Source organism: Alteribacter lacisalsi, from assembly GCF_003226345.1.
Classification (GTDB): domain Bacteria; phylum Bacillota; class Bacilli; order Bacillales; family Salisediminibacteriaceae; genus Alteribacter; species Alteribacter lacisalsi.
Map to the genome: position 1 here is coordinate 1 of NZ_PDOF01000005.1, position 13,606 is coordinate 13,606.

Annotated in this window: 13 protein-coding genes and 1 rRNA gene; all 14 read right to left on the reverse strand. The window is 49.8% G+C overall.

Annotation, left to right across the window (positions count from 1 at the left end):
* Window positions 1-122, reverse strand: a 16S ribosomal RNA gene (locus CR205_RS19495); the annotation flags it as partial.
* 721 nt (window positions 123-843) lie between these two features.
* Window positions 844-2,355, reverse strand: a complete 1,512-nt coding sequence (lysS, locus tag CR205_RS19500; protein WP_110521888.1) for a lysine--tRNA ligase — start codon at window positions 2,353-2,355, stop codon at window positions 844-846.
* Window positions 2,356-2,479: 124 nt separating this feature from the next.
* On the reverse strand, window positions 2,480-3,490 hold the full coding sequence (dusB, locus tag CR205_RS19505) for a tRNA dihydrouridine synthase DusB (protein ID WP_110521831.1): 1,011 nt from the start codon (window positions 3,488-3,490) through the stop codon (window positions 2,480-2,482).
* A gap of 20 nt (window positions 3,491-3,510) precedes the next feature.
* Entirely contained in the window at window positions 3,511-3,717 is a 207-nt protein-coding gene (locus tag CR205_RS19510; protein WP_110521832.1) for a helix-turn-helix domain-containing protein, read from the reverse strand.
* Complete coding sequence (gene folK / locus CR205_RS19515; RefSeq protein ID WP_110521833.1) at window positions 3,669-4,199, reverse strand: 2-amino-4-hydroxy-6-hydroxymethyldihydropteridine diphosphokinase; 531 nt, start codon at window positions 4,197-4,199, stop codon at window positions 3,669-3,671. The genes CR205_RS19510 and folK overlap by 49 nt, the downstream gene beginning before the upstream one ends.
* Window positions 4,196-4,561: a dihydroneopterin aldolase gene (gene folB, locus CR205_RS19520; protein WP_110521834.1), complete on the reverse strand. Its 366-nt coding sequence runs from the start codon at window positions 4,559-4,561 to the stop codon at window positions 4,196-4,198. Before folB ends, folK begins: the two co-directional genes overlap by 4 nt.
* Window positions 4,554-5,405 (reverse strand): dihydropteroate synthase, encoded by an 852-nt coding sequence (gene folP, locus CR205_RS19525; RefSeq protein WP_110521835.1) that lies wholly within the window; start codon window positions 5,403-5,405, stop codon window positions 4,554-4,556. The genes folB and folP overlap by 8 nt, the downstream gene beginning before the upstream one ends.
* Window positions 5,406-5,412: 7 nt before the next feature.
* On the reverse strand, window positions 5,413-6,285 hold the full coding sequence (gene pabC, locus CR205_RS19530; protein ID WP_110521836.1) for an aminodeoxychorismate lyase: 873 nt from the start codon (window positions 6,283-6,285) through the stop codon (window positions 5,413-5,415).
* A complete protein-coding gene (gene pabA / locus CR205_RS19535; RefSeq protein WP_110521837.1) occupies window positions 6,282-6,863 on the reverse strand; it encodes an aminodeoxychorismate/anthranilate synthase component II in 582 nt (193 codons plus the stop codon). The genes pabC and pabA overlap by 4 nt, the downstream gene beginning before the upstream one ends.
* Before the next feature lie 18 nt (window positions 6,864-6,881).
* Window positions 6,882-8,315 carry an anthranilate synthase component I family protein gene (locus tag CR205_RS19540; RefSeq protein ID WP_110521838.1) on the reverse strand — a complete coding sequence of 478 codons (1,434 nt, stop codon included), beginning with the start codon at window positions 8,313-8,315 and terminating at the stop codon, window positions 6,882-6,884.
* A 326-nt stretch (window positions 8,316-8,641) separates the two neighbouring features.
* Window positions 8,642-9,574 (reverse strand): cysteine synthase A, encoded by a 933-nt coding sequence (cysK, locus tag CR205_RS19545; RefSeq protein ID WP_110521839.1) that lies wholly within the window; start codon window positions 9,572-9,574, stop codon window positions 8,642-8,644.
* A gap of 104 nt (window positions 9,575-9,678) precedes the next feature.
* Entirely contained in the window at window positions 9,679-10,575 is an 897-nt protein-coding gene (gene hslO, locus CR205_RS19550) for an Hsp33 family molecular chaperone HslO (RefSeq protein ID WP_110521840.1), read from the reverse strand.
* Between the two features lie 50 nt (window positions 10,576-10,625).
* On the reverse strand, window positions 10,626-11,390 hold the full coding sequence (locus CR205_RS19555; RefSeq protein ID WP_110521841.1) for a type III pantothenate kinase: 765 nt from the start codon (window positions 11,388-11,390) through the stop codon (window positions 10,626-10,628).
* Between the two features lie 105 nt (window positions 11,391-11,495).
* Window positions 11,496-13,553, reverse strand: a complete 2,058-nt coding sequence (gene ftsH / locus CR205_RS19560) for an ATP-dependent zinc metalloprotease FtsH (RefSeq protein ID WP_110521842.1) — start codon at window positions 13,551-13,553, stop codon at window positions 11,496-11,498.
* Window positions 13,554-13,606 lie beyond the last annotated feature (53 nt).

Sequence of the window (13,606 nt, forward strand, 5' to 3'; positions counted from 1 at the left end):
CGTGTTACTCACCCGTCCGCCGCTGACGTCAGGGGAGCAAGCTCCCCATCAGTCCGCTCGACTTGCATGTATTAGGCACGCCGCCAGCGTTCGTCCTGAGCCAGGATCAAACTCTCCGTAGAAAGTTTGATGTCACTGACATCAAAATAAAAATTTATTGACGGGATATCTTAAAATATCCCACGTTTCGCTTGGCTTTTTGTTTAGTTTTCAAAGGTCAAACCGCATCGCGCCGGGCTTTATGAGCCATTGCTGAATGCCGTTTTATTTTGTCGCTCTGTTTCGCGGCGACTTAACTAATATACCATGTTCGTTAAGTCCGCGTCAACACTTTTTAAAAAGTTTTTTCTGTGCTGTCATTTTTGCGCTTCTCTCTCGGCGACGTTTAATAATATACCACGGTTTATTTCAGAAGCGCAACCCTCTTTTTTAAAAACAACAGAAATATTTTTACCTCGGTTCTCTGCGCTTATACAGAGAATCTTCAAACATATTCTGAACCGTCTTGCTCCTATATGAAAGCAATCAGGAGAACCTTGATTATCTTACCCCCAAAAGAAGAACGGGTCAATCTCTTTTTCTCAATTCTCCTCCATTAGCTCTGATACCTTGTTCACTTATCTGAAAGCAGACACTCACGGAAATATATTTTGGATTGTGATAGATGAAAATGGCCAGTAGGTTACGTATGGAGCTGCACGCCTGCAGTGAGACTGCTGCGGCATCTCGGGAAGCGAACGAAAGATGTGAAGTGAAGCGTCCGTTTATTCATTTCCAAAATAGCTTAAAGAAAAAAGTCCGCCTCTTAACAGAGACGGACAATAGATTGTATCTTTATTGTATTTACTGCTCTTCAGATCCCTGGTGACGCATTTGAGGAAACAGAAGTACGTCGCGGATGGACTGGGCATTGGTCAGAAGCATAACGAGGCGGTCGATGCCGATTCCAAGACCGCCTGTTGGAGGCAGACCGTATTCGAGAGACTCGACGAAATCTTCATCCATCATGTGTGCTTCATCATCACCCTGCTCCCGCTCGACGAGCTGGGCTTCGAACCGCTCACGCTGATCCACAGGATCGTTGAGCTCCGTAAAGGCGTTTGCGTGTTCCCGGCCGACAATAAACAACTCGAAACGATCGGTAAACCGCGGATCATCTGCGTTCTTTTTCGCAAGAGGTGAAATATCAAGCGGATGACCATAGACGAAAGTAGGCTGAATAAGCTTCTCTTCAACATACGTCTCAAAGAATTCATTCACCACGTGGCCGTATTTCATCGTATCCTTTACAGGCACATTGTGCTCTTTTGCGAGCGCACGGGCTTCTTCATCTGTCATCTGATGCCAGAAATCAACACCTGTATGCTCTTTAATAGCATCTACCATATGGACTCGCTTCCACTCAGGCTTAAGGTCGATGGCTTCCTCACCGTAAGTAACTGTGGTTGAGCCAAGAACCTCTTCAGCAATGTGGGCAACGAGATTTTCAGTCAGGCTCATAATATCCTTATAGTCTGCGTACGCTTCGTAAAGCTCAATCATTGTAAATTCGGGGTTATGGCGGGTAGAAACCCCTTCATTTCGGAATACACGTCCGATTTCATAAACTTTTTCAAGACCGCCGACAATCAGACGCTTCAGATGCAGCTCTATGGCAATACGCATATAAAGGGTCATATCAAGGGCGTTGTGATGAGTGATAAACGGGCGTGCCGAAGCTCCGCCGGCAATGGAATGAAGCATCGGTGTTTCCACTTCAAGGTAGCCGTTATTATCAAGATAGCGTCTCATGGACTGAATGATCCGGCTGCGCAGAACAAACGTCTCACGCACTTCCGGGTTTACAATGAGATCCAGGTACCGCTGACGGTAGCGCTGCTCAACATCTTTAAGACCATGATACTTGTCCGGAAGGGGACGAAGAGATTTCGACAGAAGCTGGAACTGGTCTGCTTTTACTGACAGTTCCCCTACCTTTGTTTTAAACGCCTGGCCGGAAATCCCGACAATATCACCGATGTCGGCTTTTTTAAACAGCTCATACTGCTCTTCGCCTACACCGTCTTTACGTACGTAAAGCTGAATCTGTCCTGACAGATCCTGAATGTGGGCAAACCCGGCTTTCCCTTTTCCGCGCTTTGTCATGATCCGGCCTGCCATTTTTACAGGGAACTGCTTTTCTTCCAGTTCTTCCTTCGTAAACTGATCGTATTCTTCTGTTGCCTCCGCTGCAGAATGGGTGCGCTCAAAGCGCTGGCCGAAAGGATCAATCCCAAGGTCCATCATTTCTTTCATTTTTTCCCTGCGCACTTGTAGCTGGTCATTCAGTTCGAGTTCTTGACTCACTCTCACCATCTCCTGTTTCAAAATATATAAATGCTGTCGTTCTCTGTTTTCTATTAGTGAAGGAGGTGTTCCTTAAGGCAGTTCAAAGCCTTGGAACACCCCCTGCTTTTTCAGGGGTTTACGGCTGCCTTAACTATCCTGCGGCCTGATTCGCTTTTTGTTCCGCTTCCTTCTCCGCAACAGCTTCCACTACTCCGTCAAGGGCTTCGGCAAGAGCGTCCCGTGTTGTTGCCTGGTTGATTTTGTCACGCATGCGGGAAGCGCCCCGCAGCCCTTTAATATACCAGGCTCCGTGTTTGCGCATTTCCCGCACAGCCACATTTTCACCCTTCAGGTCAATCAGGCGGTCCATGTGAAGAATGGCCACATCCATCTTTTCTCTCGTACTAGGTTCCGGAATGTTTTCACCTGTTTCAAGATAATGAATCGTCCGGTAAAGCATCCACGGGTTTCCAAGTGCTGCACGGCCAATCATCACGCCGTCGACACCTGAAGAATCCAGCATACGGCGGGCATCTTCCGGTGTTTTCACGTCCCCGTTCCCGATAACCGGAATTTTAACGGCGTCTTTAACATCCTTAATGATATCCCAGTTGGCGTCTCCTTCATACATCTGCACGCGTGTACGCCCGTGAACAGAAACGGCCGCGCCGCCCCCTCGCTCAACGGCAAGGGCATTTTCCACAGCGAAGATGCGGTCTTCGTCCCAGCCGATGCGCATTTTAACAGTAACCGGCTTATCCACGGCATCCGTAACATAGGAAATCATGTCATAAATCCGTTCAGGATCGAGCAGCCAGCGTGCACCGGCATCACATTTCGTGATTTTCGGTACGGGGCAGCCCATGTTGATATCGATAATATCGGCGTTTGTCTGTTTGTCTACTACTTTGGCTGCTTCCACGAGCGTTTCCTTATCACCGCCGAAAATCTGGAGACTGAGCGGTTTTTCCCGTTCGTCAACATAGAGCATTTGCAGAGACCGCTCATTTTTATGGAGGATCGCCTTATCACTTACCATCTCGGCACAGACAAGACCTGTACCAAAATCTTTTGCGATCAGACGGAATGCCGGGTTGCAGACACCTGCCATTGGGGCGAGCACAACTTGATTTTTCATTGTAATACCGCCGATTGTAAGCATTGTGTTCACCTCACATCCAGTTAGTTGATTGAAGTCAGTTCTTCAATCGTAACGTCCAGTGTGCGGGCGACAGAAGCAATCAGCTCTTCGGACGGTTTACGGTTGCCCCGCTCAATTTCACCTAAAACGGACACAGAGATTTCCAGTTCTTTCGCAAATCCTTCCTGAGTATACCCCTTCAGTTTCCGAAAGGCGCGGATTCGTCGGCCCCAGATGATTTCTTCCATTTTCGCACACCCTCTTTATCTGATAAATCGTGTAAACAGGTATCAATATGAGTTCCGCCTGGCAGCCGCAGGTCCGGTTCGATCTCCTTTAGAGGGATCAGGACAAAGCTGCGTTCCTGCATCCGCGGATGAGGGACAATTAAACGTTCCAACTCTATATTTTCATCATTATACATTAAAATGTCAAGGTCAATCGTACGAGGGCCCCAGCGGATCTCTCTTTCACGTCCCAGTCCGTGTTCCGTTTTCTGCAGAACATCAAGCAGACCCAGCGGTGAAAGGGATGTATCAATGCGGAATACAGCGTTTAAAAACGGATTCTGATCAGTGTAGCCAACCGGATCAGTTTCATAAATGGAAGAGATTTTCTCGAAGGTAATTTCAGGGTTCTTCTTCAGTTCATCAACAGCGGAACTAATGTGACTGAGGCGGTCACCGATATTGGAGCCGATGCCAATCCAGGCTTTGCGGTTTTCCTTCATCGATTACGGGTCCTTCTGATTTCAACAGCCACACTTTCGTAGTGGCCCGGTATCGGAGGATCCGGTTTGATCACTTTTACCGTACATGCCTCTGCCACCTCAAATGAAGATAAAAGCCGTGCGGCAATTCGTTCGCAGAGGGTTTCCACAAGCTTAACCTGCTCGTCTTCCATCACTTCTTTTACCCGTTCGTACACTTCTGCATAGTTCACCGTAGCATCAAGGTCGTCGTTTTCCCCCGCAGGACGGGTATCCATTTCGAGCGTCACATCTGCATACCACCGCTGCCCAAGCTTGTTCTCCTCTTCAAAAACACCGTGGTAAGCCCAGAACGCCATTCCGGTTACATAAATTTTATCCATAAGGACCTCCCTTTCCGATCATCGCATCCATCATCTTTGTCATTCGTGAAATTTCCTGTACGTCGTGAACCCGGACAATCGCGCACCCTTTATCGATCCCGTAGCACACGGTCGCCCCTGTCCCTTCAACACGTTCTTCTACAGGCAGGTTGAGTGTTCTGGCAATCAGCGATTTTTTTGATGTACCAAGAAGGACGGGATAGCCAAGGCCCGTAATTCGGTCAAGATGTCGCATGACGAGCAGATTATCTTCATAGGTCTTAGCAAAGCCGATTCCCGGATCAAGAATGATTTTATCTTCCTTTACACCGGCTTTCAGGCAGATTTCGATGCTCTCCTGCAAATCGGAAACCATGTCTGTCATTAAGTCAGTGTAGTGTGGCTTTTCCCGGTTGTGCATTAAAATAACCGGTACATCGAAGGATGCGGCAACTCGGGCCATATCCGGATCATGTTTTGCCCCCCAGACGTCATTAATGATGTCTGCTCCGGCTTCAAGAGCCGCCTGGGCCACATTCGCTTTATACGTATCAATCGATATCGGGACTCCCACATGTTTTCTCACTTGTTTTACCGGTTCAATGACACGGCGGAGCTCTTCCTCCGCATCAATCGGAACAGCCCCGGGCCGGGTCGATTCTCCGCCGATATCAATTATGTCTGCTCCTTCGTTTACCATCTGGACAGCGTGATCCACGGCACGGGCGCCACCGGAATATTTCCCTCCGTCCGAAAAGGAGTCGGGCGTAAGGTTCAGAATGCCCATAACATATGTTTTTTTGGAAAAATCAAGCGTATAACCGCCCCACTCTATTTTTGCGTTTCTCGTCTGTTCCCTGTTCATGACCGCGTCACCTTCCCTGTTCTGTGTGCATTGTCCAGCGTGTCTGTTCCATAGCCGCCTGCCGATACGCCCGTGACAGGCTCTGGTAAAGTTTACCGGACCTGCCCGGGATCGTGCGGCCGTCGACTCTACTTACCGCCGCTATTTCCTGAATTGAGTTTGTTACGAAAACCTCGTCTGCTTCCCGAAGGTCTCCGAGAAGATAGCTGCCTACCTCTGCGCGGACCCCCTGCTCCCGGAGAAGCGAAAGGACAAACTGGCGGGTAATGCCATTTAAAATTCCGCAGTCCACTGAAGGTGTATAGACCGTTTCTCCTTTCCGCCAGAAGACATTGGAAACAACCCCTTCGGCCACAAAGCCCTCGGCAGTAAGAAAAAGACCTTCCGTATCAGGCTGCCCCGCTGTCTCTCTTTTGCCGAGTACACTGTTCAGATAATGGTGGGATTTCAGCCGCTCAGGCCCTTCAGGTGTATTCCTGGGCTGGGCAAGCACCTGAAGTGTTTTGTCCGCCGCCGGGCCTTCCGGCAGCCTTTTAACAAAAACAAAAACATTAGGGTTTGTGTACTCGTCTGTCTGAAGTCCTACCGGACCGCTCCCGGCAGACACATTCCATCTGAAGTAAGCGTCTTTCAGGCCGTTTCTGGTGAGCAGTTCTGAAATAATGGCTGCTGTTTCTGTGCGGATGTAGGGTTTTAACCGGATATTGAGCTGAGAAAGGCCTTTGGAGAGCCTATGAAAATGGTCATCCAGAAGAAATGGATGACCGTTATAGGTGCGGAAAGTTTCAAACACGCCGAGTCCGTATAGAAAACCGTGATCAAACGGCGAGACAGCCGCTTCGTCTTCCTCAATAAACCGGCCGTTTGCGTATATGATCATGGTCTGAACTCCTTGTATTCCTCAATAAAGTTTTTCAAAAGCCGCTTGCCCTCAGCAGTCATAATGGATTCGGGGTGAAACTGGACTCCTTCGACGGGGAGGGTTTTGTGCCGGATCGCCATGATTTCTCCTTCCTCTGTCTCTGCTGTAATATCGAAACAGTCAGGAAGGGAATGCCGTTCGACAATGAGAGAGTGGTACCTGGTGGCCGTCATGGGGGAAGGTAGACCTTTGAATACCGTCTTTTCATCATGATAAATCTCTGAGGTTTTTCCGTGCATCAGACGTTCGGCGCGGATCACATTTCCTCCAAACACCTGGGCGATACTCTGGTGGCCCAGACAGACGCCGAATACAGGAATTGTCCCGGCAAAAGCTTTAATGACCTCCATACTCACACCTGCTTCATCAGGCGAGCAGGGGCCAGGCGAAATCATAATAAACTTCGGGGCCATCTCTTCAATTTCATGTACCGTTATTTTATCGTTTCGTTTTACAACAAGCTCCTCGCCCAGTTCCCCCAGGTACTGCACAAGGTTATACGTAAACGAATCATAGTTATCAATCATTAGAATCATGTCTGGTTCCTCCTCAGCTCAGCTTTGTTTCGTCTCGTCTTCACTCATCTCTTTTGCTTTCCACAGGGCTCTCGCTTTTTTCAGGCATTCCTTGTATTCTGCTGCCGGGTCGGAATCGATCACGATGCCGGCTCCTGCCTGAACATGTGCGTGCCCTGCTTCTACAAGCATGGTCCGGATAGCAATGTTTAATTCCATATCGCCGTTAAACCCGATCCAACCGAGGGACCCTGTGTAAATGCCGCGTCTGACCGGTTCAAGCTCTTCAATAATTTCCATCGTCCGGATTTTCGGCGCTCCTGTGATGGTACCGCCGGGAAACGTGGCCGCGATCACATCGAACTCTGAATTGCCCGGTGCCAGTTCACCCCGGACATTGGACACGATGTGCATAACATGGGAGTATTTCTCAATGACCATAAGCTCGTCCACTTCGACAGTACCGTAGCGGGATACTCTCCCCAGGTCGTTTCTTTCCAGGTCCACAAGCATCACATGTTCGGCCCGTTCTTTTTGGTTATTAATAAGCGTATCGGCAAGCTTCTGGTCTTCTGCCTCATCCCTTCCCCGGGACCGAGTTCCGGCAATCGGGCGGGTACTCACTTCCTCACCCTTTACTTTTACGAGCAGTTCCGGCGAGGCACTCACCTGCTGTACATCCTTCGTATGAAAATAGCCCATGTACGGGGATGGATTGAATTCACGCAGACACTCGTATACGTGAAGCGGGTGTGTGAGAAGCGGCCGGGTTTCCCGCACGCTCAGGTTCACCTGAAATACATCCCCCTGGGCGATATAGTCTTTCACCTGGTCAACTGCCTTCATAAATTCAGGCTCCGACAGGCTTCTTATGGGCTCTTCATCCCGGTGGCGCTCCGGGCTGTGCCTGAACCACCTGCTGTCTTCTTTTTCAGCGGATTGCCATGCCTCATCAAGTGCATCGAGTTTCGCCTGGGCATCGCGGTCCGTTCCCTCCTCGCTTACGTGTGTCAAAATCCAGAATGCTTCAGACTTATGATCAATCACATAGAGGTCGTCAAAAGCGAGAAAATGAAGGTCCGGTGTGTATAAATCATCGGCTGCCTCTTCAGGGATGACTTCAATCTGCCTGATCAAATCGTAGCTTATCGAACCAAAAAGGCCTCCCTGACAATCCGGCAGATCCGGCATTTTTTCAGTCCGGAAGGGAAGAAGCCACTCCTCAAGGCTTTTAAGCAAGGGGCCGGAAAACCGAGTCACCGAACCGTCATGCTTCACTGTAAGGGTATCGTCTTTCCCCTTAATTTCTGCCCACGGGTTCATCCCCATTATACTGTAACGTCCGCCCCGCCCGCTTTCGAGGAGAATATATTCACTGCTCTTTTCAGCAAGGGAAGTAAATGTGGTAAACCAATGCTGCCTGTTCTCTTTCAGCGGCCTGACTCTTCCAGCCGCACGTCTCTTCATCCCCATCGATGACGTCACCCACTTCTCTGTCTTTCGTATCTGAAACTAATTATACGTAGCCCGGTCGGCTACTGCAACCGGACGGCTCTGCCTTGTGCTTAAAACAGAGGCTGTGTTAAAGCCTGATGCCTGATTATTCTAAAATTGATTGTAGCGAACACGGGACACTCCTGCGGGAACAGCGCCGGCTGAAGCCCCCGCAGGGACGGTTTTTCCCGAGGAGGCTGAAGCGGTGCCCGCGGAAAAGGAGCGCAGGGAGCGGAGATCAACAATAGACTTTAACAGAGCAAAACAGAAAAAACCGGCGACTATGCAGTCACCGGCTTCAGGGTTTATTCATTTTCTTCAAACTGATAAAGAGGGGTACTCAAGTACCGTTCTCCGTTACTCGGAATGACGGCGATTACTTTCTTTCCTTTTCCGAGACGTTTTGCAACCTCGATAGCTGCATAAACCGCTGCACCGGATGAGATTCCGCCGAGGATGCCTTCTTCTCTCGCTGCACGGCGGGCATACTCAAACGAATGTTCTGCAGATACTTTCATCACTTCATCGTAAATGTCAGTATCAAGAATATCCGGTACAAAGCCGGCACCGATTCCCTGAATTTTATGAGGACCTTTTTTGCCGCCTGAGAGAACAGGGGAATCCTCGGGCTCAAGAGCCACAATATGAAGATCCGGAAACTTCTCTTTTAAAACGGCCCCTGCTCCTGTTACTGTTCCGCCCGTTCCTATGCCGGAGATGAACGCATCGAGCTGGTCACCTGCCTGTTCAAGCAGTTCTTTTCCTGTTGTTTCGCGGTGAATACGCGGGTTCGCATCATTACTGAACTGCTGGGGCATAAACCAGCCATTTTCCTTCTGGAGCTCCGTTGCTTTGGCAATCGCACCACCCATGCCGTCAGGTCCCGGCGTCAGGACCAGCTCAGCACCGTAAGCCCGGAGCAGATTCCGCCGCTCCATGCTCATCGTTTCCGGCATGACGAGCACCGTACGGTACCCTTTCGCTGCTGCCACCATGGCAAGACCGATGCCGGTGTTTCCGCTTGTCGGTTCAACGATGGTATCTCCCTCTTTCAGATGCCCCGTCTGCTCTGCATCTTCAATCATGGATATGGCGATCCGGTCTTTGACACTGCTTCCCGGGTTCATAAATTCAAGCTTCAAATACACATCGGCATGGTCTTCCGACACGAGCCGGTTCAACTTTACGAGCGGTGTTTCTCCAATGAGATCGGTAATTGACTGGACAACCTTGGTCATCATACATTCCTCCTCATGAAATTAAACCCGGGTATTTTTCTCTGTCTTGTTGGGTTGCCGTAACTATAGCAGTGCAGAGCTCATCGGGTCAACAGACAAGCTCATTACTGCGGCGCCTGTCCGGCACGCTTTTCGTCCAGAATCTCCTGCAGTTCCCCTTTTGAAAACAGATATTTCTCATTACAGAAGTGACACTGAGTTTCCGCCCCTTCGTCTTCCATAATCATCGCCACGAGATCCTCTTCGCTCAGGCCGAGAATGGCGTTTGAAATTCTCTCCTTCGAGCACTGGCAAGTAAATGAGACCCCGAGCTGGTCAAGAATTTTTACATTATCTTCTCCAAGGATCGTATGAAGCAGCTGCTCCGGACTTAAACCGTCCTGAATAAGCTTGGAAATGGCCGGCATCTCATTAAGACGTTTTTCAATCTCGTCGATAATTTCATCTGTAATGCCGGGCATCAGCTGAATAATAAAGCCGCCCGCAGAAGCAACCTTTTCTTCACTGTCAATGATAACACCGAGACCGACTGAGGAAGGTGTCTGCTCGGACGTGGCAAAGTAATAAGTGAAGTCATCGCCCAGTTCACCGGATACAAACGGAACGCTCCCCGTAAAGTTTTCTTTAAGGCCAAGATACTTTACAACACTGAGCATTCCCTCCCGTCCGACAGCTTCTGCCACATTCAGTTTTCCTTCGTTATTACGGTCAGGATCCACATGGGGATTGGACACGTAACCTCGTGCCTCACCCCTGGCATTCGCATCTACAATAATTGGAGAGGCCGGTCCGCTTCCTTCAATCTTTACAGTGATCTTCTCTTCTCCTTTGAGCATGGCTCCCATCATCGTTGCCGCTGAAAGAGAGCGTCCGAGTGCTGCAGTGACGGTTCTCCAAGTATCGTGGCGCCTCGCGGCCTCCTGCACCATTTCTGTAGAACGAATAGCGTAGGCTCTTACCATTCCATCATATGCGAGTGCTTTTACTAAGTAATCAGACATTGTATATCTGCCCCTTTCCTGTTTTCATCTGCCGGGCTGATTCCGGCGATTTATCTGTTCTTTTCATAAATGAGCCGCAGTCCTTTGAGGGTCAGGTACGGATCAACCTCATCTATCGAAGGTGTTTCCGGCCCGATCAGTTCACAAAGACCGCCCGTAGCAATAACTTTCGGAGTCGTACCGGTCTGTTTTTTCATTGTCGTGACAACGCCCTCAACCTGCCCGATACAGCCGTGAAATATGCCGGCCTGCATCGCTTCTACAGTTGATTTACCCACTACCGCCTCCGGCCTTGCCAATTCGATTCGCGGTAATTTAGACGCGTGGGTGTAAAGAGCCTCGGTAGCAATTTTAACGCCAGGTACAATGGCGCCACCTTCATACTGCCCTTTTTCATTGATGTAACAGAACGTGGTTGCCGTTCCGAAATCAACGATAATGAGCGGGCTGCCATATTCAGCTGTTCCTGCAACTGCATTGGCAATCCGGTCTGCCCCCACTTCCCTCGGGTTATCATATTTGATGTTTAGCCCTGTTTTAACGCCCGGTCCCACCAGTTTCGGCTCAGTTCCAAAATAGGATCGGCACATTTCCGTAAGAGCGTACATGACCGGAGGCGCGACCGACGAAATCATCACACCGTCGATATCCTCAAACCTGAGACCCGAATGGGCCAGGAGTCCTCCGATGAGCATGGCATATTCGTCCTCTGTTTTTCCCGGGTCTGTTCCAATCCGCCAGTCGTAGACGAGTTCATCCCCGTCATAAACCCCGATCATGATATTTGTGTTTCCAGCATCCATTACTGCAATCACGCCGATCCCCCCTTTATCCTATGCCGGTCGAACAGGCTTCGCACCGGCGAAAGGGGTGCCCCAAAAGGTCGCGTTCAACCTTTTGGGACACCCCCTCCCTAATCGTTACCTTTTATCCTTGTCCTCGTCGTCTTTTTTGTCGTCGTCGAACGGTCTTCCAACCTGACTGTCGAGGTAACTGCCTTTGTTTTCTTCTTTATCGGCATCCTCTTCCGACTCGGAACTTTCACCTTTTTTACTCTGGATATTCACTTTAAGATCATCATCGGAATCACCATTGAGTTTTTTAGACATATGGTGACCTTCCGGCATTTTCCCGTCTTCTACGAGGGATCTGATCTGCTCGGCATCAAGTGTCTCATGCTCAAGAAGCATCTGAGCCACGAGCTCAAGCTTATCTTTATGCTCTGTGAGGATCTGACGGCAGCGCTCATAGGACTCTTTAATGATGCGCTGGATTTCCGTATCAATATCATGGGCAATGGCGTCACTGTAGTTCGGCTCATTGTTGATATCTTTCCCAAGAAACACTTCACCCTGCGGCTGACCGAACTGAAGCGGTCCGAGTTTTTCGCTCATTCCGTACTCGGTCACCATTTTACGGGCAATTGCCGTGGCGCGCTGGAAGTCGTTATGTGCTCCGGTGCTTACTTCACCGAACATCACTTCTTCCGCTACCCGTCCGCCGAGAAGTCCCACGATCTTATCAAGAAGTTCCGGCTTCGTCATAAAGTAGCGGTCTTCTTTTGGAAGCATCATCGCGTACCCGCCGGCCTGGCCACGGGGTACGATCGTGACTTTGTGTACCATATCGGCACTGGCAAGTTTTACACCGACAACCGTATGTCCGGCTTCGTGGTGAGCAACAATGCCGCGTTCTTTTTCTGAAATAACCCGGCTTTTCTTCGATGGACCTGCGATGACGCGGTCAATCGCTTCCTCAACAGATTCCATATCGATCTTATCCTTGTCCGAACGGGCCGCAACAAGCGCTGCTTCGTTCAGGAGGTTCTCTAGATCGGCACCGGAGAAGCCTGGTGTCCGGGCTGCGATAACTTTAAGTTGCACATCATCGGCAAGCGGTTTGTTTTTCGCGTGTACTTCAAGAACTTCCTCTCGGCCTTTCACATCCGGACGGCCGACCATAATCTGACGGTCAAAACGTCCCGGACGGAGAAGGGCCGGGTCAAGAATGTCGGCACGGTTCGTCGCAGCGATCAGGATAATACCTTCGTTTGCACCGAAGCCGTCCATCTCAACAAGAAGCTGATTGAGCGTCTGCTCACGCTCATCGTGTCCGCCGCCCAGTCCGGCTCCGCGCCGGCGTCCGACAGCATCGATCTCATCGATAAAGATGATACACGGTGAGTTTTTCTTTGCATTTTCGAACAAGTCACGCACTCGGGAAGCACCAACACCTACAAACATCTCAACGAAGTCGGAACCACTGATGGAGAAGAACGGTACGCCGGCTTCTCCTGCCACAGCACGCGCCAGTAATGTTTTACCTGTACCTGGAGGTCCTACGAGGAGCACCCCTTTAGGAATTCTTGCACCGATCTGGGAGAATTTACGCGGATCTTTCAGGAAGTCAACAACTTCCACAAGCTCCTGCTTCTCTTCCTCGGCCCCCGCCACATCCTTAAAGCGGGCTTTCTTCTTATCTTCACTGTAGAGCTTCGCCTTGCTCTTACCAAAGTTCATTACTCTGCTTCCGCCGCCCTGAGCTTGGCTCAGAAGGAAGAAGAACAGGATGAAAATAATGATAAACGGAATGATCGCAGTAAAGACCGTCACCCAGCCGCTCGGCTCTTCAGCTTCTACAAACTGAACATCCGACGTGTTGACAAGCTGTACGATCTGTCCGACCATTTCAGGTGTGTCAGGGACGTTTACGATAAAGGCCTGGCCTTCTTCGGCTTCCTCATCGGTTTCTGCGTCCTGATCTCCTGCCCCCGGAACAAGGTTTCCGCGCAGGATATATACGTCCCCGCCCGGCTGGGCAGTGACATTGTTTATTTCATCATTTTCCAGGGCTGTCTGGAAATCGTTAAATGACATCTCTTCGGTATCGGCAGGTTCACCATTGAAGAGACTTACAATCCCGACAATAACCAGGAAAATTAATAAGTAGAATATCGTATTACGAAAAATCCGATTCATTCTTTACCTCCTCCCGCGTACGAGTACACTTAGCATATAGTACCATAATTAGG

Excerpts from the sequence above, each read along its gene's own strand:
- folP (WP_110521835.1), bottom strand. The coding sequence starts at position 5,405 with ATGAACAGGGAACAGACGAGAAACGCAAAAATAGAGTGGGGCGGTTAT.
- CR205_RS19510 (WP_110521832.1), bottom strand. The coding sequence starts at position 3,717 with ATGGAAGAAATCATCTGGGGCCGACGAATCCGCGCCTTTCGGAAACTG.
- folK (WP_110521833.1), bottom strand. The coding sequence starts at position 4,199 with ATGAAGGAAAACCGCAAAGCCTGGATTGGCATCGGCTCCAATATCGGT.
- pabC (WP_110521836.1), bottom strand. The coding sequence starts at position 6,285 with ATGATCATATACGCAAACGGCCGGTTTATTGAGGAAGACGAAGCGGCT.
- pabA (WP_110521837.1), bottom strand. The coding sequence starts at position 6,863 with ATGATTCTAATGATTGATAACTATGATTCGTTTACGTATAACCTTGTG.
- hslO (WP_110521840.1), bottom strand. The coding sequence starts at position 10,575 with ATGTCTGATTACTTAGTAAAAGCACTCGCATATGATGGAATGGTAAGA.
- lysS (WP_110521888.1), bottom strand. The coding sequence starts at position 2,355 with ATGGTGAGAGTGAGTCAAGAACTCGAACTGAATGACCAGCTACAAGTG.
- CR205_RS19540 (WP_110521838.1), bottom strand. The coding sequence starts at position 8,315 with ATGGGGATGAAGAGACGTGCGGCTGGAAGAGTCAGGCCGCTGAAAGAG.
- folB (WP_110521834.1), bottom strand. The coding sequence starts at position 4,561 with ATGGATAAAATTTATGTAACCGGAATGGCGTTCTGGGCTTACCACGGT.
- cysK (WP_110521839.1), bottom strand. The coding sequence starts at position 9,574 with ATGACCAAGGTTGTCCAGTCAATTACCGATCTCATTGGAGAAACACCG.
- ftsH (WP_110521842.1), bottom strand. The coding sequence starts at position 13,553 with ATGAATCGGATTTTTCGTAATACGATATTCTACTTATTAATTTTCCTG.
- dusB (WP_110521831.1), bottom strand. The coding sequence starts at position 3,490 with ATGCTTACAATCGGCGGTATTACAATGAAAAATCAAGTTGTGCTCGCC.